Origin of the sequence: Bacillus sp. RCC_6_1 (assembly GCF_041360755.1) — a bacterium.
Lineage (GTDB): Bacteria > Bacillota > Bacilli > Bacillales > Bacillaceae_G > Bacillus_A > Bacillus_A cereus.
Window position 1 is genome coordinate 377,327 of record NZ_JBFUPV010000002.1, and the last position, 19,109, is coordinate 396,435.

Below are 19,109 nucleotides of genomic sequence, written 5' to 3' on the forward strand. Positions count from 1 at the left end.
TGTACATACGAAGGCAAGAGGTTAGCACTTTGTAAGGGGTGTGAAAATATGTTTAAATTTAATGATGAAAAAGGGCAATTAAAATGTTCTTTCTGTGGTAAAACACAAACGCAAGTTCGAAAGTTAGTGGCAGGTCCAGGTGTTTACATTTGTGACGAGTGTATCGAACTTTGTACTGAAATTGTACAAGAGGAGCTTGCGAAGGACGAAGAAGTAGAATTCAAAGATGTACCGAAACCGGTAGAAATTCGTGAAATCTTAGATGAGTATGTCATCGGGCAAGATAGCGCGAAAAAAGCACTAGCGGTAGCGGTATATAACCATTACAAACGCATTAATTCTAACAGCAAAATTGATGATGTAGAATTAGCGAAGAGTAATATCGCACTTATCGGGCCAACAGGTAGTGGTAAAACATTACTTGCACAAACGTTAGCGCGTATTCTAAATGTTCCATTTGCAATCGCGGACGCAACATCTTTAACAGAAGCTGGATATGTTGGAGAAGATGTAGAAAATATCTTACTAAAATTAATTCAAGCAGCTGATTATGATGTAGAGAAAGCGGAAAAAGGAATCATTTATATTGATGAGATTGATAAAGTGGCACGTAAGTCCGAAAATCCATCAATTACACGTGATGTATCTGGTGAAGGTGTGCAGCAAGCACTTCTGAAAATTTTAGAAGGTACTGTAGCAAGCGTTCCACCTCAAGGTGGTCGTAAGCATCCGCACCAAGAGTTTATTCAAATTGATACAACGAACATCTTATTCATTTGTGGTGGAGCGTTTGATGGCATTGAGCCGATTATTAAACGTCGCCTTGGTGAAAAAGTAATTGGATTTGGTTCTGAGAAGAAAAATGCTGATGTAAATGAGAAGCATGTTTTATCTCACGTATTACCAGAGGATCTTTTAAGATTTGGTTTAATTCCAGAGTTTATCGGTCGTCTTCCAGTTATTGCGAACCTAGAGCCACTTGATGAAGATGCTCTTGTTGATATTTTAACGAAACCGAAAAATGCACTTGTTAAGCAATTCCAAAAACTATTGGAGCTTGACGATGTTGAGTTAGAGTTTGAAGAAGGTGCACTAATCGAAATTGCGAAAAAAGCAATTGAACGTAAAACGGGTGCTCGTGGACTTCGTTCTATTATTGAAGGCTTAATGCTTGATGTAATGTTCGAACTTCCATCTCGTAAAGATATCGAGAAGTGTATTCTTACAAAAGAAACAGTAGCTGATAATGAGCCGCCAAAATTGGTGTTACAAGACGGTACTGTACTTGATACAAAAACATCTGCATAATGCGAAAGGGAAACAGCAATTTTTATAATTGCTGTTTTTCTTTATGTTTAGCTACGTTCCTCCGCGGAAATACTAAGAGATAAAATATTGCGGGAGGAAATAAATAATGAGCTGGACAAATATATTTTTAGTTGTTCAACTTGTTTTTGGTGTAATTGTCGGATTGTATTTCTGGCATTTACTTCGAAATCAACGAACACAAAAAGTTTCAATTGATCGAGAATCGAAAAAAGAATTAGAACAACTTCGTAAAATGCGTGAGATTTCTTTAACAGAGCCGCTAGCAGAAAAGGTGCGTCCTACAACCTTTTTAGATATTGTAGGGCAAGAGGACGGGATTAAGTCGTTAAAAGCGGCTCTTTGTGGTCCGAATCCGCAACATGTAATCATATATGGCCCACCAGGTGTTGGGAAAACAGCGGCAGCACGTCTTGTATTAGAAGAAGCGAAACGAAATCCTAAATCTCCATTTCGTACGAATGCAACATTTATTGAACTTGATGCGACAACAGCTCGGTTTGATGAACGTGGTATCGCAGACCCTTTAATTGGTTCGGTGCATGATCCGATTTATCAAGGTGCTGGGGCGATGGGGCAAGCAGGTATTCCGCAACCGAAAAAAGGTGCTGTAACAGATGCACATGGTGGTATTTTGTTTATTGATGAGATTGGCGAGCTCCATCCGATTCAAATGAACAAAATGTTAAAGGTGTTAGAAGATCGAAAAGTATTTTTAGAAAGTGCGTACTATAGTGAAGAAAATACAATGATCCCAACATATATACATGATATTTTCCAAAAAGGCTTACCGGCAGATTTTCGCTTAGTTGGAGCAACGACACGTTCGCCAGAGGAAATTCCTCCTGCTATTCGGTCACGTTGCTTAGAAGTATTTTTCCGTGAATTAGATACGGAAGAAATTCAAAAAGTAGCGAAAAATGCCGCGGAAAAAGTGGAAATGCAAATAGGTGAAAATGGTATTGAGATGATTGGGATGTATGCAAGGAATGGACGAGAAGCGATTAATCTCGTGCAAATCTCTGCGGGTATGGCGATAAATGAAGAACGTTCTTTCATTAAGGATGAAGATATAGAGTGGGTTGTTCACTCAAGTCAGCTTACACCGAAATATGAAAAGCGCATTTATCCGATTCCAAGGATTGGTCTTGTAAATGGTCTTGCTGTATACGGACCAAATACAGGTGCGTTATTAGAAATTGAAGTAACAGCAATTCCGGCGAAAGATAAAGGATCGGTAAATGTTACCGGAATTGTGGAAGAAGAAAGTATTGGTAGTCAAACGAAATCTATTCGTCGTAAAAGTATGGCGAAAGGCTCTGTTGATAATGTATTAACAGTACTTCGTTCTTTAGATGTGTTGCCAGAAGGATACGATATACATATTAATTTTCCAGGGGGTATCCCAATTGATGGCCCTTCTGCAGGAATCGCTATGGCAACAGGTGTATATTCTGCGGTGCATCGCACGTATGTAAATAATGAAGTAGCGATGACAGGTGAAATAAGTATACACGGAGAAGTAAAGCCTATTGGTGGTGTATACGCAAAAATAAAAGCTGCGAAAAAAGCGGGAGCTAAGAAAGTCATTATTCCTGCTGAAAATATGCAACCATTTTTGTATACGATCAAGGGAATTGAAATTATTCCTGTCCGTAAGTTAAAAGAAGTATTTGAGTTAACGTTTATGCAAGGAAATATGCATAGAGAGCTAGATGTACATACTAACGTAGACGAAACAGATGCACAATCTATGTAAAAATAAACAATAATAAAATTTGCCAGACTTCGTTTAAGTTTGTATGCTTAATCGGAGTCTTTTTCTTTTCGTGAGGTAGAAAAACAAGCTATTTACAATTGCGCGGAATCTCAGCAATTGCATCTAGGTGTATTGTAATATAAAATAGTTGAACAGGAGTTTAATTTATTATGGAGGTGCTATGTCTAGTATGAATACGAACGAAAGAATCGTGCCCCTCCTACCATTAAGAGGCGTTCTCGTATATCCAACGATGGTTTTGCATCTTGATGTAGGACGTGATAAATCGATACAAGCACTAGAGCAGGCGGCAATGGATGAAAATATCATCTTTTTAGCAATGCAAAAAGAAATGAATATCGATGATCCGAAAGAAGATGACATATATAGTGTAGGTACAGTGGCGAAAGTGAAGCAAATGTTAAAATTGCCGAACGGTACGCTTCGTGTCCTTGTGGAAGGTTTACATAGAGCAGAAGTAATAGAGTTTATCGAAGAAGAAAATGTAGTACAAGTGTCTATTAAAACGGTAACTGAAGAAGTAGAAGATGATTTAGAAGAGAAAGCTTTTATGCGTACGTTACTGGAGCATTTCGAACAATATATTAAAGTTTCGAAAAAAGTTTCAAATGAAACTTTTGCAACGGTAGCTGATGTGGAAGAACCAGGGAGATTAGCTGATTTAATTGCTTCTCACTTGCCGATTAAAACGAAGCAGAAACAAGAGATTTTAGAGATTGTATCTGTAAAAGAACGATTACAAACACTTATTTCAATTATTCAAGATGAACAAGAGTTACTTAGCCTAGAAAAGAAAATTGGGCAAAAAGTGAAACGTTCCATGGAGCGCACGCAAAAAGAATATTTCTTACGTGAGCAAATGAAGGCGATTCAAACTGAACTTGGCGACAAAGAAGGCAAGGGCGGAGAAGTAGAAGAACTTCGTGAGAAAATTGAACAGTCAGGAATGCCGGAAGAAACAATGAAGGCTGCCCTGAAAGAATTAGATCGTTATGAAAAGTTACCAGCAAGTTCTGCGGAGAGTGGTGTTATTCGCAATTATATTGATTGGTTATTAGCGCTTCCGTGGACAGAGGCAACAGAAGATATAATTGATCTTGCTCATTCGGAAGAGATTTTAAATAACGATCATTACGGTCTTGAAAAAGTGAAAGAGCGTGTACTTGAATATTTAGCTGTACAGAAGTTAACGAATTCATTAAAAGGACCTATCCTTTGTTTAGTAGGCCCTCCTGGGGTCGGCAAAACTTCATTAGCGCGTTCAATTGCAACATCATTGAATCGTAACTTCGTCCGTGTATCTCTTGGTGGTGTGCGTGATGAATCTGAAATTCGTGGTCACCGTCGTACATATGTTGGAGCAATGCCAGGACGCATTATTCAAGGTATGAAAAAGGCGAAAACAGTTAATCCAGTCTTCTTATTAGATGAGATTGATAAAATGTCTAACGATTTCCGTGGAGATCCATCAGCGGCATTACTTGAAGTATTAGATCCAGAACAAAACCATAACTTCAGTGATCATTACATTGAAGAACCATATGATCTATCAAAAGTTATGTTTGTAGCAACTGCTAATACACTTTCAAGTATTCCAGGTCCATTACTTGACCGCATGGAAATCATTTCGATTGCTGGCTATACAGAACTTGAAAAAGTACACATTGCTCGTGAGCATTTATTGCCGAAACAATTAAAAGAACATGGCTTACGAAAAGGTAATTTACAAGTGCGTGATGAAGCGCTGCTTGAGATTATTCGTTATTATACACGTGAGGCTGGTGTTCGTACGCTAGAGCGCCAAATTGCAAAAGTTTGCCGTAAAGTAGCGAAGATTATCGTTACAGCAGAACGTAAACGTATCGTTGTGACAGAGAAAAAGATTGTTGATTTACTTGGTAAACACATATTCCGTTATGGGCAAGCTGAAAAAACAGACCAAGTTGGTATGGCAACAGGTCTAGCTTACACAGCAGCAGGCGGCGATACACTTGCCATTGAAGTTTCTGTAGCGCCAGGAAAAGGGAAACTAATTTTAACAGGGAAACTTGGGGATGTTATGAAAGAATCAGCACAAGCTGCGTTTAGTTATATACGTTCTCGTGCAGAAGAGCTTCAGATCGATCCGAATTTCCATGAGAAAAATGATATTCATATTCACGTTCCAGAAGGAGCAGTTCCAAAAGACGGACCGTCAGCAGGTATTACGATGGCAACGGCACTTATTTCTGCGCTAACAGGTATTCCTGTAAGTAAAGAAGTGGGTATGACAGGTGAAATTACACTTCGTGGTCGTGTATTACCAATTGGTGGTTTAAAAGAAAAAACATTAAGTGCTCACCGCGCAGGCTTAACAAAAATTATTTTGCCAGCAGAAAACGAGAAAGATTTAGATGATATTCCAGAGAGCGTAAAAGAAAACCTTACGTTTGTGCTTGCATCTCATTTAGATGAAGTATTGGAGCACGCATTAGTAGGAGTGAAACAATGAAAGTAACAAAAGCAGATATTGTAATTAGTGCTGTTAAACCCGAACAATATCCAGACAGTGATTTACCAGAAATTGCATTAGCAGGTCGTTCAAATGTGGGGAAGTCTTCCTTTATTAATAAAATTTTAAATCGTAAAAAGTTAGTGCGTATTTCTTCTAAACCAGGAAAAACGCAAACGCTGAACTTTTTCTTAATCAATGAGATGATGCACTTTGTTGACGTTCCAGGTTATGGATATGCAAAAGTATCTAAATCGGAGCGCGCTGCATGGGGGAAAATGATTGAAACGTACTTTACAACTCGTGAGCAATTAGACGCAGCTGTATTAGTAGTTGATTTACGTCACCAACCAACAAGTGATGACGTGATGATGTATGATTTCTTAAAGCATTATGAAATCCCAACAATTATTATTGCGACGAAAGCCGATAAAATTCCGAAAGGGAAATGGCAAAAGCATTTAAAAGTTGTAAAAGAAACGCTTGCTGTTGAAATTGGCGATGAAATTGTTCTATTCTCTTCTGAAACAGGACTTGGAAAAGAAGAAGCGTGGAAAGCAATTCATAAATTTACAAAAACAAAAAACGCGTGACGAATGTCGCGCGTTTTTGTTTTGCTAAATTTTTTAGCGTACGTTTAATGTAACTTCAATATTTCCTCGTGTTGCTTTCGAGTAAGGACATACACCGTGAGCCGCTTCTACAAGTTCTTGTGCTTCGCTATGTGAAACGCCAGCCACATGTACATCAAGTACAGCAGATAGACCGAAACCACCATCTGTATCTTTTCCGATAGAAACGTGAGCAGTTACTTCTGTACTTTCTACTTTCACACGTTTTGTACGAATGACAAGTTGTAATGCACTATCGAAACAAGCTGCATAACCAGCTGCAAATAGTTGTTCTGGATTTGTTGCTTCTCCGCCTGCACCACCTAGTGCTTTCGGCATTTTTACATCAAGATTTAATATGCCATCATCTGAAACTACTTTCCCATTTCTTCCACCTGTTGCTGTTACTGAAGCAGTATATAATTTATCCATATTTATTCCCCTTTTCCATCATTAATTGTTTTCATTGTGTCAATTAGTTTATTTAGTTGAATTAATAAAGAGCGATATTCTTGCTCTGTAATTCCTAAGTTTGTAGCCATCGTTGTCGGTAATGAACAAGCCTTTTCCTTTAAATCTTTGCCTTGTTCTGTTAATTCAATACAAACTTTTCGCTCGTCTTCTTTGGAACGAACACGTTTTACAAGTTTTAATGATTCCATGCGTTTTAACATAGGTGTTAACGTACCAGAATCTAAAAATAGACGTTCTCCAATTTCTTTTACTGTTAGTCCATCTTGCTCCCATAGTACGAGTAAAGTAATGTACTGGGGATACGTAATACCCATTTCTTCTAAATAAGGTCGATAAAAACGAGTAACCTCTCTAGAGCAGGCGTAAATAGAAAAACAAAGTTGGTTATCTAGATGCAAAGAGTCCTCTGTCATAAATAACTCCCTTCTAATTAAGTTGTGCACAATTTAATTTTGTAAAACCAATATAACGAAAAAGAAATACAATGTCAAATACATTGTATTGAGAAAGTCTTTGTTGCATTTTGGAACAATCATACATATTTTCCTTCATGATGAAAGAAGATAGGGAAGATGATGTTATAATTTATATGGAATAGTTTCCATCACTTGATTATGAGGGCTTTTTTTGGTAACGTACAAATAGAGTTATTAATTTATAATCATTATAAAGTAGAAGTTTTTTTTATTAGTGTTACTGAATCTCCTTTATTACATACGGAGAATAATTAAAAAATAATCGGTTGTTCACACGATTGTCAGATTCATAAGAGGAAAGTTGTATTATGATAGTAGATAAAGTGATAAAACGGGTGAAGGGGGACATGCTGCGTGCATATTCTTGTTGTTAGTGTAAATTATCGAACAGCCCCTGTAGAATTTCGTGAGAAACTCACATTTCAGGCAGCAGAACTAGAGCGAGCGATGACTACATTACAAAATCAAAAGAGCGTGTTAGAGAATGTCATTGTATCAACTTGTAATCGCACTGAGATTTATGCTGTTGTCGATCAATTACACACGGGACGGTATTATATTAAGAAGTTTTTAGCTGATTGGTTTCAGCTTGAAATAGAAGAAGTCGCGCCATATTTAACTATTTTTGAACAAGATGGTGCAATAGATCATTTATTCCGCGTAACGTGCGGTTTAGATTCTATGGTAGTCGGAGAAACGCAGATTTTAGGTCAAATAAAAGATAGCTTTTTAGAAGCGCAACAAGTTAAAGCAACAGGCACAATTTTTAATGAATTGTTTAAGCAAGTCATTACATTAGCAAAACGTGCCCACTCAGAAACAACAATCGGGGAAAGTGCGATGTCTGTTAGTTATGCTGCTGTTGAGCTTGGAAAGAAAATATTTGGCGAGTTAACAGATTGTCATGTGCTTATTCTTGGTGCTGGTAAAATGGGCGAACTTGCACTGCAAAACTTATATGGAAGTGGTGCTCGTAAAGTAACAGTTATGAATAGGACGCTTTCGAAAGCAGAAGTAATGGCTGAGAAATATATGGGACATGCAAAATCGTTAAGCGAATTACAATGTGCATTATTAGAAGCAGATATTTTAATTAGTTCAACTGGTGCATCGGAGTATGTCATTACGAAAGAGATGATGACGAAGGTAGAGAAAATGCGCTCTGGTCGCCCTTTGTTTATGGTTGACATTGCAGTGCCACGTGATATTGATCCAGCGATTGATGAGCTAGAAGGTTCTTTCTTGTATGATATTGATGATTTACAAGGAGTAGTGGAGGCAAACCGTGCTGAGCGTTTGAAAGAAGCAGAGAAAATTCAATTTATGATTGAAGAGGAAATTGTTCTATTTAAAACGTGGTTAAGTACACTTGGTGTTGTTCCATTAATATCAGCTCTTCGTGATAAGGCACTTGCAATCCAAAGTGAAACGATGGTAAGCCTAGAGCGAAAAATACCAAACCTTAGTGATCGTGAGAAAAAAGTCATTAGTAAGCATACGAAAAGTATTATTAATCAATTATTAAAAGACCCAATTTTAGTAGCGAAAGAAATAGCTGCTGAAGAGGGAGCGAGCGAAAAATTAGCGTTATTTGCGAAGATTTTCGATTTAGAAACGGAAGACGTAGAGAGTTGTGCGGAAGAAGTAGAACATAAAAAAGTGTGGACACCATCCGTTCCATCTTTATAATTTGGAAGGATGATCGGATGAGTTTTTTAAATAACAGTATTATTTATCATATTGCAATTATTTTATATGCTTGTAGCATTAGTTTATATTTTATAGATTATTTCCAAAGTAACCGAAAGGCGAACCGATTTGCTTTTTGGTTACTTGCGATTGTATGGGTCCTGCAGTCTATTTTTATGTTGCTTAGGGCTACAGATTCAGAAACGAATCCTATTTTAACTTTATTATCAGGGATTTATTTTTATGTTTGGTTATTGATTACGATGTCGTTAGTCATTAATCGATTTATGAGAATCGACTTTTTAGTCTTTTTTACAAATGTTGTTGCATTTGGCGTAAGCGCTTTTTCTATTTTTACACCGCTCGGAAAGATGTCGCCAGTACTTGCGGAACAATTAGTTTCAGAACTTGTATACGTGCATGTCGGTATGGCAATTATTTCTTACGCAACGTTTACTGTATCGTTCATTTTTTCTATTATGTACTTATTACAATATCGCCTATTAAAAAAGAAAAAATGGAATGCGAGATTAAGAAGGTTAGGGAATTTACCGAAGCTAGAATCTATGTCTTACGGATTAAATTTATTTTCTGTTCCATTTTTCTTACTAGCAATTTTATTAGGATGTATATGGGGATATACAAAATTGGATAATTTCCATTGGTATGATACGAAAGTAATCGGATCTTTTGTCGTTCTATTTGTGTATTGCACAGGTTTATATTTACGAGCGGCAGATGTGTTGCAAGGTAAGAAAATTGTACAGTGGAATATCGGATCGTTTCTCGTAATGCTAGTAAACATTTTTCTATTAAGCAGTTTATCCAATTTCCACTTTTGGTATTTATAATGAGGAGAGAGAATTATGCGCAAAATTATTGTAGGATCACGAAAGAGTAAACTAGCATTAACGCAAACAAACTGGTTTATTGATCAGTTAAAAGCCCTAGGTCTACCATATGAATTTGAAGTGAAAGAAATTGTCACAAAAGGTGATGTTATTTTAGATGTTACTCTTTCAAAAGTAGGCGGCAAAGGCTTGTTTGTAAAAGAGATTGAACACGCGCTACTTACGAAAGAAATCGATATGGCTGTACATAGTATGAAAGATATGCCAGCCGTACTTCCAGAAGGTTTAATGATTGGCTGTACACCAAAGCGTGTTGACCCTCGTGATGCTTTTATCTCAAAAAATGGAGCATCGTTTAAAGAGTTAGCGGAAGGTGCTATTTTAGGTACGAGTAGTTTAAGACGTAGTGCACAGCTACTCGCTGCGAGACCAGATTTACAAGTTAAGTGGATTCGCGGGAATATCGATACACGTTTACGTAAATTAAAAGAAGAAGATTACGATGCGATTATTTTAGCGACAGCTGGATTACAAAGAATGGGCTGGGATGATGAAGTTATTACAGAACATTTAGATGAAGCGTTATGTGTACCTGCTGTAGGACAAGGTGCATTAGCGATTGAGTGTCGTGAGGATGATAAGGATTTATTGCAATTGTTAGCGCATATTAATGATACGATAACAGAAAGAACAGTGGCAGCGGAGCGAGTATTTCTTCATAAACTTGAAGGTGGATGCCAAGTTCCAATTGCTGGATATGCAACCCTTACAGAAAACGATGCAATCGAATTAACAGCTCTTGTCGGCTCTATGGATGGCTCTGTTTTATTAAAAGAGACAGTAGTGGGTACTAATCCTGAGGAAGTAGGATTAGAGGCCGCGGACCGTTTAATTAAGCAAGGCGCCAAAGAACTCATTCTTGCTGCAAATAAGGAGCAACAATAAATATGAACGCTCTCGCTGGAAAAACGGTATTGATTACACGTGCCCAGCATCAAGCGAAACAAATGAGTGTAGCAGTGAAAGAAAAGAGCGGAATTCCATTGGAAATTCCGCTTTTGCGTATGGAAGGTATGTCTCATAGGCAAATTCAACATATTGAAGAGCAGCTACATTCATACGACTGGGTTATTTTTACGAGCAGAAATGGTGTAGCTTTTTTTCTGGATAGTTTAAAAAAGAAACTACCACTAACCATTAAAATCGCTGCGGTAGGTGTGAAAACAAAATTAGAGTTAGAAAAAAGGGGCTATCAAGTTCATTTTGTTCCGACTTTATTTGTTGCAGAAGCATTTGCAGAAGAGTTTCTAAAAGAATTAAGTGGAAATGAACGTATTTTATTTCCGAAAGGGAATTTAGCAAGAGAGGTAATTCCGGTTGCACTTCGGGAAATTGGTATTTCTCTAGATGAGCTAACCGTATACGGTACGAAAGTGAATATAGAAAAAAAGCAAGAGCTTATAGCGGCATTGAAGTTAGGGAAAGTAGACATTATTACATTTACGAGCCCTTCAACTGTTACTAGTTTTGTTCGTTTACTTGAGGGTACAAACTGGAGAGAATGGACAAAAAAATGTACAATTGCTTGTATAGGACCTATTACGGAAAAAGAGGCAAGTCTTTATTTTCCGTCTGTTATTGTGCCGAAAGAGTACACTGTAGAAGCATTACTACAATGTGTTTGTGAATCTATAAAATGAAAGAATGGGGATAGAAATCTATGAACTCTTTACAATTTAATCGTCATCGTCGTTTAAGACAAAGCGGGGGCATGCGTGCGCTTGTGCGTGAAACGTTTTTACATACGGAAGATTTTATTTACCCTATTTTTGTATTAGAAGGTGAAAATGTTCGTAATGAAGTTCCTTCTATGCCAGGCGTATATCAAATGTCTTTAGATTTATTGCAAGCTGAAATGCAAGAAGTTGTTGATTTAGGTATTCGTTCTGTTATTGTATTTGGTTTACCTGCTGAAAAGGATGAAGTTGGATCATCAGCATATTGTGATCATGGAATTGTACAACGTGCTATTCAGCAAATTAAAGGTGATTTCCCTGAGCTAGTAGTAGTTGCAGACACATGTTTATGTCAATTTACAAGCCATGGTCATTGCGGTGTAATTGAAGATGGTATTATTTTAAATGACGAGTCTCTTGCAGTTCTTGCGAAAACAGCTGTAAGTCAAGCGAAAGCAGGAGCGGACATTATTGCGCCATCAAACATGATGGATGGCTTCGTAACAGCAATTCGCCATGCATTAGACGAAAATGGTTTTGGACACGTGCCAGTTATGTCGTACGCTGTGAAATATTCATCAGCATTTTATGGACCATTCCGTGATGCTGCGCACGGTGCACCGCAATTTGGTGACCGTAAAACATATCAAATGGATCCGGCAAACCGTATGGAAGCATTCCGTGAAGCAGAATCGGATGTAATGGAAGGTGCAGATTTCTTAATCGTAAAACCAGCTCTTTCTTACTTAGATATCGTTCGTGATGTGAAAAATAACTTTAATTTACCAGTTGTCGCTTATAATGTAAGTGGTGAATATTCGATGATTAAAGCGGCAGCGCAAAATGGTTGGATTAATGAAAAAGAAGTTGTTCTTGAAAAATTAATTAGTATGAAACGTGCAGGAGCAGATTTAATTATTACGTATCATGCAAAAGATGCAGCAAGATGGTTACAAGAAGGAGGCGCTAAATAATGAAAAAGTTTGATAAGTCAATTGCAGCGTTTGAAGAGGCGCAAGACTTAATGCCTGGTGGCGTAAATAGCCCGGTTCGTGCCTTTAAGTCTGTTGGGATGAATCCGTTGTTTATGGAGCGTGGAAAAGGCTCTAAAGTATATGATATCGATGGGAATGAATATATCGACTACGTATTATCATGGGGTCCTTTAATTCATGGTCATGCAAATGATCGTGTTGTAGAAGCGTTAAAATCTGTTGCTGAAAGAGGTACAAGCTTCGGTGCACCAACAGAAATTGAAAATAAATTAGCAAAACTTGTTATTGAGCGCGTGCCATCAATTGAGATTGTGCGTATGGTTAACTCTGGAACGGAAGCAACAATGAGTGCACTACGTTTAGCTCGTGGTTATACAGGTCGTAATAAAATCTTGAAATTTATCGGTTGTTACCACGGTCATGGTGATTCGCTATTAATTAAAGCTGGTTCTGGTGTGGCGACTTTAGGTTTACCAGATAGTCCTGGTGTACCAGAAGGTGTAGCGAAAAATACGATTACAGTAGCTTATAACGATTTAGAAAGCGTAAAATACGCGTTTGAACAATTCGGTGATGATATTGCTTGTGTAATTGTAGAACCAGTAGCAGGAAATATGGGGGTTGTTCCTCCACAGCCTGGATTTTTAGAAGGTCTTCGTGAAGTAACAGAACAAAACGGTGCATTGCTTATTTTTGATGAAGTAATGACAGGGTTCCGAGTAGCTTATAATTGTGGCCAAGGTTATTATGGCGTAACGCCTGATTTAACATGCTTAGGTAAAGTAATCGGTGGTGGTTTACCAGTAGGAGCATACGGTGGTAAAGCGGAAATTATGCGCCAAGTTGCGCCAAGCGGACCGATTTACCAAGCTGGTACTTTATCAGGTAACCCACTTGCAATGGCGGCAGGTTATGAAACGTTAGTACAGTTAACGCCAGAATCATATGTAGAATTTGAGCGTAAAGCTGAAATGTTAGAAGCTGGATTACGTAAAGCAGCTGAAAAACATGGCATTCCTCACCATATTAACCGTGCAGGCTCTATGATTGGTATTTTCTTTACAGATGAACCCGTTATTAATTACGATACAGCAAAATCTTCAAACTTAGAATTCTTTGCGGCTTACTATCGTGAAATGGTAGAACAAGGTGTATTCTTACCGCCATCTCAATTCGAAGGTTTATTCTTATCGACAGCACATAGTGATGCAGATATTGAAGCGACGATTGCAGCAGCTGAAATTGCAATGTCAAAAATAAAAGCGTAATGTATTAGAGAAAATCGCTCTCCGTAAGGGGAGCGATTTTTTTTATTCATAAAGTAAGCTTTCCGCACATAAATCTGTAATGACATATAGTTTGGGAGGGGGAAAAGAAGTGGCTGCAGATCATTCATTACGATTTTCATTAAAAGAATCTGTGTGGTTCCAAAAAGGACAGGAAGTCGAAGAACTTTTGTCAATTTCGTTAGATCCAGACGTTGAGATAGAAGAGCTTGATCATGAAGTAATCGTGAGAGGACAATTAGATTTAACGGGAGAGTATGTTGCACGAAAAGATGATTCGGCGTATTCATTAAGAGAACTATCGCCAGCAAAGTCAATTGATTATGTAGAAACAAGAGAAGATGGGGTTAATGAACTTGTTCATTCCTTTCCACTTGAAATATCAATTCCGAGAAATCGAGTGAAAGTAATTGAAGAGCTATATGTATCAATCGAGGAATTTGATTATGAATTAAAGGAAAATGGTTGCTTACAATTATTAGCGGATATATCTATTACCGGTTTGTGTGATGAAGAGAGAAGCGAGGATGAAGTTGAAGAGGAAGAGGAAGAAACGGTGTATGCTGAGTTAGAAGAAGATTCAGCGCAAGAGGATGAAAATAGACCGGCGCCGCATGTAGAAGAACCAGCATATAAGGAATCAGATGAGTGGGAAGATTACGCATTTGAACCGTTCCAATTAGAGGAAAGAAAAGAGCAGGAATTAGAAGAAGAGAAAATAGAAGAACATGAATTTGTGGAACGTGAAGAGGAGCAAGAAACAACGCCACAATTTGAACTGTTCGGACGAAAAGATTTCAAGAAAGAAAAAGCGAAAAAGCAGGAAGAACAAGAAGAAGAGTACTCACAGCGAGATGAAAATGCGCTTTATTTAACAAAACTATTTACGAAAGAACCGGAAGAAGAATTTACAAAGTTAAGAATGTATTTCGTGCAAGAAGGGGATACAATTGAATCTATTGCAGACCGTTATGAAACGTCTGTACAAAATTTACACCGTGTCAATCAAACAGAAGATATATTTTTAAATACGGGGCAAATTATTTATATTCCCGTTTCAAGGGTAAAGACGAAATAAGGAAGTGAGTGTTTTCACTCACTTCCTTTCTTAGAGGCTATGTTTTGAATAGAAAGGGTTATTCGTATGGATATTGAGTTGCGAAATCACTATGAACCTATTGTGAGGCAATATAGATTGGATACGCAGCATATGGAAGAGCACGGAAATGTAATGAAAATTTATACGAATCAAGGTCCATATGCACTCAAGAAAATAGAAGGCAGAAAGTTAGAGCGGAATAACTTTCTGCATCATATTCAATATTTGAAGGAGAAAGGTTTTTCAAATTATGTACCTATATATCATGCGACGGATGGAAGTTATATTTTAAGTGACGGGACGTATAATTATTATTTAATGCCTTGGTTAGAACGTGCAGAAGGAAACGATGAGGACAATGATCAATACCATAAAATGTTTCAGACACTTGGAACGTTGCATCAAAAAACTGTGAAGGAAGAAACGTATACGGAAGAAGATTTAGAAAAACATTATACAAGTATATCCGATCGTTGGGAAAATGATGGTGAGATGTTAGAAGAGTTTCTCGTAGAATCTGAATCAAAATGGTATATGTCCCCGTTTGAATTGCAATATTGTACGTACTATCATCATGTAATGAGAGCGCGTGAATTTGCAACGAAGCAATTAAATGAGTGGAACGATGCGATGAAAGAAAAAGAGAAAACGCGTATTACTTTTGTGCATGGTAATGTGTCACTTAATCATTTTTTATTTGACTATGAGCGGAATGGCTATTTTATTAGTTTAGAAAAATCGAAGTTTGCAACGCCTGTGCAAGATATAGTAGGTTTTTATTCACGTTCTTTAAACACATATCCAATCGCAAGAAGTGATCGGTTTGAATGGTTTCAAATGTATCAAAAAAATTTCCCTTTTACGAAAGAAGAGCAACTACTTATGTTTGCGTATATGACGTATCCATCGCAATTTATTCGGCAAATCCAGTCTTATAAGAAAAGAAGAGATAATCGCAACGAGGAAAATGAACTGCGCGGAGTAAAGAGTTTGCAACAATCGCATTGGCTCGTTAGCAATATAGAATATTTCCTGTCGCAATTACAAGCTGCCCAGCAAGGGAACGGATAAAGTAAAGGCATTCTCCGCTGATGATTAGCCTTCACCAATTGGGCGTTTACGGGCAGCAGGGCTCCCATCTAACTTCTTTGCTTCAGCTGAGTTTTGAGGTGGAGGTCTTACTGCCCGCAAATAGCGGGGGAAAGAAGATAAGTAGAGGATTCTACTTATCTTCTTTTTTTTGCACGAAAAGCTGTAGTTTTAAATTTATCTTGACGAATAAGGTTTCGTTTTTTACACTATTGTATATAATAATTAACAATCATATAAATGCCTTGAAGGGGAAGAGTATAACATGAAACGTCTTCAGAGAGGAGAATCATTAGCTGAGAGATTCTCTAGATAGTTATGTTAGAAGGTAGCCCTGGAGCATCTTTTCTGAACGGAATAGTTCTTATTAGGAAAAGACGGATTTGTCCGTTATCAAATTAAGAGTATAAGCAAATTATGAATTTGTTTGTAAATAAAGGTGGTACCGCGATGTCCCTCGTCCTTTTTGGATGAGGGACATTTTTTATTTTAAGGAGGGAAAATAATGTCAAACACGGAAAAGAATTTACCAACTAAATATGATCATATGTCCGTTGAAGAAGGCCTTTATCAATGGTGGCTTGAAGGCAAATATTTTGAAGCAACAGGAGACGAGAAGAAACAACCGTATACAATTGTAATTCCACCTCCGAACGTAACTGGTAAGTTACACCTAGGTCATGCTTGGGATACAACTCTTCAAGATATTTTAACTCGTACGAAGCGTATGCAAGGATACGATGTACTATGGCTTCCAGGAATGGACCATGCTGGTATCGCAACACAAGCGAAAGTAGAAGGAAAACTTCGTGAAGAAGGTATTTCACGTTACGATCTTGGCCGTGAAAAATTCCTTGAAAAAGCTTGGGAGTGGAAAGAAGAGTACGCTTCTCACATTCGTCAACAATGGGGGAAAGTTGGTTTAGGACTAGACTATTCTCGTGAACGCTTCACATTAGACAAAGGTTTATCAGATGCGGTTAATAAAGTATTCGTTCAATTATACGAAAAAGGCTTAATTTACCGTGGTGAATATATCATCAACTGGGATCCAGCAACACGTACAGCTCTTTCTGATATTGAAGTAATTCATAAAGAAGTTCAAGGTGCATTCTATCATATGAACTATCCGTTAACAGATGGTTCTGGTCACATTCGTCTTGCGACAACTCGTCCAGAAACGATGCTTGGTGATACAGCAGTAGCAGTTCATCCAGAAGACGATCGTTACAAACATTTAATCGGAAAAACAGTTACACTTCCAATCGTAGGCCGTGAGATTCCGATTATTGCTGATGAGTACGTAGAAAAAGATTTCGGAACGGGCGTTGTAAAAATTACACCAGCTCATGACCCGAATGACTTTGAAGTAGGTAACCGTCATGACTTACCACGCATATTAGTAATGAACGAAGATGGAACAATGAACGAAAAAGCTGGTAAGTATAACGGTATGGATCGTTTCGAATGCCGTAAAGAATTAGTAAAAGACTTACAAGAAGCTGGCGTATTAGTAGAAATCGAGCCACATATGCATTCAGTAGGTCATAGTGAGCGTAGCGGTGCAGTTGTTGAGCCTTATTTATCAACACAGTGGTTCGTAAAAATGGCTCCACTTGCTGAAAAAGCAGTAGCGCTTCAACAAAAAGAAGAAGAAAAAGTAACGTTCGTACCAGAGCGTTTTGAAAACACATATTTACGTTGGATGGAAAATATTCATGACTGGTGTATTTCTCGTCAATTATGGTGGGGACACCGTATTCCAGCTTGGTACCATAAAGAAACTGGTGAAGTATACGTAGGTACAGAAGCACCAGCAGATATTGAAAACTGGAATCAAGATAACGACGTACTTGATACATGGTTCAGTTCAGCGTTATGGCCATTCTCAACACTTGGTTGGCCAAATGAAGATTCAGCAGATTTCAAACGTTACTATTCAACAGATGCACTAGTAACGGGTTATGATATCATCTTCTTCTGGGTATCTCGTATGATTTTCCAAGGTTTAGAGTTTACAGGAGAGCGTCCATTTAAAGATGTATTAATTCACGGTTTAGTTCGTGACGAGCAAGGTCGTAAGATGAGTAAATCTCTTGGTAACGGTATTGACCCAATGGATGTTATCGAGAAGTACGGTGCAGATGCAATGCGTTTCTTCTTATCAACAGGAAGTGCACCAGGTCAAGATTTACGTTTCAGCATGGAAAAAGTAGAATCTACTTGGAACTTCATTAATAAAATTTGGAACGCATCACGTTTCGTATTAATGAACATGGATGATATGAAGTATGAAGAAATCGATTTAACTGGTGAAAAATCAGTAGCAGATAAGTGGATCTTAACGCGCTTAAACGAAACAATCGAAAGCGTAACACGTAACATGGATAAATATGAGTTCGGTGAAGCTGGTCGTTCATTATACAACTTCATTTGGGACGATTTCTGTGATTGGTATATTGAAATGGCGAAACTTCCACTATACGGTGAAGATGAAGCAGCTAAGAAAACAACTCGTTCTATTTTAGCTTACGTATTAGATCAAACAATGCGTCTATTACACCCATTCATGCCATTCGTAACAGAGAAAATTTGGCAACATTTACCGCATGAAGGCGAGTCTATTACAGTAGCTGCGTGGCCAACAGTTCGCGAAGATTTACAAGATACGGAAGCTGCGGCAGAAATGCACCTTCTAGTTGATATCATTCGCTCTGTTCGTAACATCCGTGCAGAAGTAAATACGCCAATGAGCAAAAAAGTTCAAATGCAAATTAAAGCAAAAGATGAGGCTGTACTTGCTCAACTTACGAAAAACAGCTCTTACATTGAGCGTTTCTGTAACCCAAGCGAATTAACAATTCAAACAGACTTACAAGCGCCAGAAAAGGCAATGACTGCAATCGTATCAGGTGCAGAGTTATTCTTACCGTTAGCTGATCTTATCAATCTTGATGAAGAGAGAGCTCGTCTTGAGAAAGAACTTGAGAAGTTCGATAAAGAAGTAGAACGTGTACAGAAGAAACTTTCTAACCAAGGTTTCGTAGCGAAAGCTCCTGCAGCGGTTATTGAAGGAGAGCGTGCGAAAGAGCAAGATTACCTAGAAAAACGCGAAGCAGTTCGTCAACGTCTAGCAGATCTTGAAAAGTAAAAATGTTTTTAGAGACTCACTATATTGGTGAGTCTCTTTTCTTTGCGTATAATAG

At 37.9% G+C, this 19,109-nt stretch carries 15 protein-coding genes and 1 other annotated feature; of the genes, 13 read left to right on the top strand and 2 right to left on the bottom strand.

The genetic code is table 11. The features are described 5' to 3' along the window. Nucleotides 1–48 precede the first annotated feature (48 nt). From clpX to ysxC, 4 genes are all read left to right on the top strand, one after another. Nucleotides 49–1,308 carry an ATP-dependent protease ATP-binding subunit ClpX gene (gene clpX, locus AB6801_RS08060; protein WP_000472289.1) on the top strand — a complete coding sequence of 420 codons (1,260 nt, stop codon included), beginning with the start codon at nucleotides 49–51 and terminating at the stop codon, nucleotides 1,306–1,308. A gap of 106 nt (nucleotides 1,309–1,414) precedes the next feature. After that, entirely contained in the window at nucleotides 1,415–3,085 is a 1,671-nt protein-coding gene (gene lonB / locus AB6801_RS08065; protein ID WP_000119180.1) for an ATP-dependent protease LonB, read from the top strand. A 181-nt stretch (nucleotides 3,086–3,266) separates the two neighbouring features. Then, nucleotides 3,267–5,597, top strand: coding sequence for an endopeptidase La (gene lon / locus AB6801_RS08070; RefSeq protein ID WP_000097285.1), 2,331 nt, complete (start codon nucleotides 3,267–3,269; stop codon nucleotides 5,595–5,597). Further along, nucleotides 5,594–6,190: a ribosome biogenesis GTP-binding protein YsxC gene (ysxC, locus tag AB6801_RS08075; protein ID WP_000869116.1), complete on the top strand. Its 597-nt coding sequence runs from the start codon at nucleotides 5,594–5,596 to the stop codon at nucleotides 6,188–6,190. Before lon ends, ysxC begins: the two co-directional genes overlap by 4 nt. 33 nt (nucleotides 6,191–6,223) lie before the next feature. Here ysxC and AB6801_RS08080 read toward each other — a convergent pair whose 3' ends face one another. Both AB6801_RS08080 and AB6801_RS08085 read right to left on the bottom strand, forming a co-directional pair. Further along, on the bottom strand, nucleotides 6,224–6,640 hold the full coding sequence (locus tag AB6801_RS08080; protein WP_000359781.1) for an organic hydroperoxide resistance protein: 417 nt from the start codon (nucleotides 6,638–6,640) through the stop codon (nucleotides 6,224–6,226). A gap of 2 nt (nucleotides 6,641–6,642) precedes the next feature. Then, the gene (locus AB6801_RS08085) at nucleotides 6,643–7,095 is read right to left on the bottom strand and encodes a MarR family winged helix-turn-helix transcriptional regulator (protein ID WP_000133916.1); all 453 of its coding nucleotides are present in this window, start codon (nucleotides 7,093–7,095) and stop codon (nucleotides 6,643–6,645) included. A gap of 417 nt (nucleotides 7,096–7,512) precedes the next feature. Between AB6801_RS08085 and hemA the strand changes: the two genes are divergently transcribed. The 9 genes from hemA (at nucleotide 7,513) to AB6801_RS08130 (ending at nucleotide 19,054) form a co-directional block, all read left to right on the top strand. After that, nucleotides 7,513–8,847 carry a glutamyl-tRNA reductase gene (gene hemA, locus AB6801_RS08090; protein ID WP_000547867.1) on the top strand — a complete coding sequence of 445 codons (1,335 nt, stop codon included), beginning with the start codon at nucleotides 7,513–7,515 and terminating at the stop codon, nucleotides 8,845–8,847. A 17-nt stretch (nucleotides 8,848–8,864) separates the two neighbouring features. Further along, nucleotides 8,865–9,698, top strand: coding sequence for a cytochrome c biogenesis protein (locus tag AB6801_RS08095; RefSeq protein ID WP_000008991.1), 834 nt, complete (start codon nucleotides 8,865–8,867; stop codon nucleotides 9,696–9,698). A gap of 15 nt (nucleotides 9,699–9,713) precedes the next feature. Continuing rightward, nucleotides 9,714–10,643, top strand: a complete 930-nt coding sequence (gene hemC, locus AB6801_RS08100) for a hydroxymethylbilane synthase (protein WP_001226396.1) — start codon at nucleotides 9,714–9,716, stop codon at nucleotides 10,641–10,643. A 2-nt stretch (nucleotides 10,644–10,645) separates the two neighbouring features. Then, a complete protein-coding gene (gene hemD / locus AB6801_RS08105; protein ID WP_000992342.1) occupies nucleotides 10,646–11,398 on the top strand; it encodes a uroporphyrinogen-III synthase in 753 nt (250 codons plus the stop codon). 20 nt (nucleotides 11,399–11,418) lie between these two features. Continuing rightward, nucleotides 11,419–12,408: a porphobilinogen synthase gene (gene hemB, locus AB6801_RS08110; protein ID WP_001087065.1), complete on the top strand. Its 990-nt coding sequence runs from the start codon at nucleotides 11,419–11,421 to the stop codon at nucleotides 12,406–12,408. Continuing rightward, nucleotides 12,408–13,697: a glutamate-1-semialdehyde 2,1-aminomutase gene (gene hemL, locus AB6801_RS08115; RefSeq protein ID WP_370941051.1), complete on the top strand. Its 1,290-nt coding sequence runs from the start codon at nucleotides 12,408–12,410 to the stop codon at nucleotides 13,695–13,697. The genes hemB and hemL overlap by 1 nt, the downstream gene beginning before the upstream one ends. Before the next feature lie 79 nt (nucleotides 13,698–13,776). Beyond that, nucleotides 13,777–14,793 (top strand): stage VI sporulation protein D, encoded by a 1,017-nt coding sequence (gene spoVID, locus AB6801_RS08120; protein ID WP_002062448.1) that lies wholly within the window; start codon nucleotides 13,777–13,779, stop codon nucleotides 14,791–14,793. A gap of 66 nt (nucleotides 14,794–14,859) precedes the next feature. Beyond that, complete coding sequence (ysxE, locus tag AB6801_RS08125) at nucleotides 14,860–15,885, top strand: spore coat protein YsxE (protein ID WP_098326815.1); 1,026 nt, start codon at nucleotides 14,860–14,862, stop codon at nucleotides 15,883–15,885. 254 nt (nucleotides 15,886–16,139) lie between these two features. After that, nucleotides 16,140–16,371: a binding site (T-box leader), on the top strand. A 37-nt stretch (nucleotides 16,372–16,408) separates the two neighbouring features. Further along, the gene (locus AB6801_RS08130) at nucleotides 16,409–19,054 is read left to right on the top strand and encodes a valine--tRNA ligase (protein ID WP_000072250.1); all 2,646 of its coding nucleotides are present in this window, start codon (nucleotides 16,409–16,411) and stop codon (nucleotides 19,052–19,054) included. Nucleotides 19,055–19,109 lie beyond the last annotated feature (55 nt).

What these genes read in the sequence shown, in the direction of transcription:
- AB6801_RS08085 (WP_000133916.1), bottom strand. Translation starts at nt 7,095, where the DNA reads ATGACAGAGGACTCTTTGCATCTAGATAACCAACTTTGTTTTTCTATT.
- AB6801_RS08130 (WP_000072250.1), top strand. Translation starts at nt 16,409, where the DNA reads ATGTCAAACACGGAAAAGAATTTACCAACTAAATATGATCATATGTCC.
- hemL (WP_370941051.1), top strand. Translation starts at nt 12,408, where the DNA reads ATGAAAAAGTTTGATAAGTCAATTGCAGCGTTTGAAGAGGCGCAAGAC.
- hemC (WP_001226396.1), top strand. Translation starts at nt 9,714, where the DNA reads ATGCGCAAAATTATTGTAGGATCACGAAAGAGTAAACTAGCATTAACG.
- ysxE (WP_098326815.1), top strand. Translation starts at nt 14,860, where the DNA reads ATGGATATTGAGTTGCGAAATCACTATGAACCTATTGTGAGGCAATAT.
- AB6801_RS08095 (WP_000008991.1), top strand. Translation starts at nt 8,865, where the DNA reads ATGAGTTTTTTAAATAACAGTATTATTTATCATATTGCAATTATTTTA.
- ysxC (WP_000869116.1), top strand. Translation starts at nt 5,594, where the DNA reads ATGAAAGTAACAAAAGCAGATATTGTAATTAGTGCTGTTAAACCCGAA.
- hemB (WP_001087065.1), top strand. Translation starts at nt 11,419, where the DNA reads ATGAACTCTTTACAATTTAATCGTCATCGTCGTTTAAGACAAAGCGGG.
- AB6801_RS08080 (WP_000359781.1), bottom strand. Translation starts at nt 6,640, where the DNA reads ATGGATAAATTATATACTGCTTCAGTAACAGCAACAGGTGGAAGAAAT.
- clpX (WP_000472289.1), top strand. Translation starts at nt 49, where the DNA reads ATGTTTAAATTTAATGATGAAAAAGGGCAATTAAAATGTTCTTTCTGT.
- lon (WP_000097285.1), top strand. Translation starts at nt 3,267, where the DNA reads ATGTCTAGTATGAATACGAACGAAAGAATCGTGCCCCTCCTACCATTA.
- lonB (WP_000119180.1), top strand. Translation starts at nt 1,415, where the DNA reads ATGAGCTGGACAAATATATTTTTAGTTGTTCAACTTGTTTTTGGTGTA.
- hemD (WP_000992342.1), top strand. Translation starts at nt 10,646, where the DNA reads ATGAACGCTCTCGCTGGAAAAACGGTATTGATTACACGTGCCCAGCAT.
- spoVID (WP_002062448.1), top strand. Translation starts at nt 13,777, where the DNA reads ATGACATATAGTTTGGGAGGGGGAAAAGAAGTGGCTGCAGATCATTCA.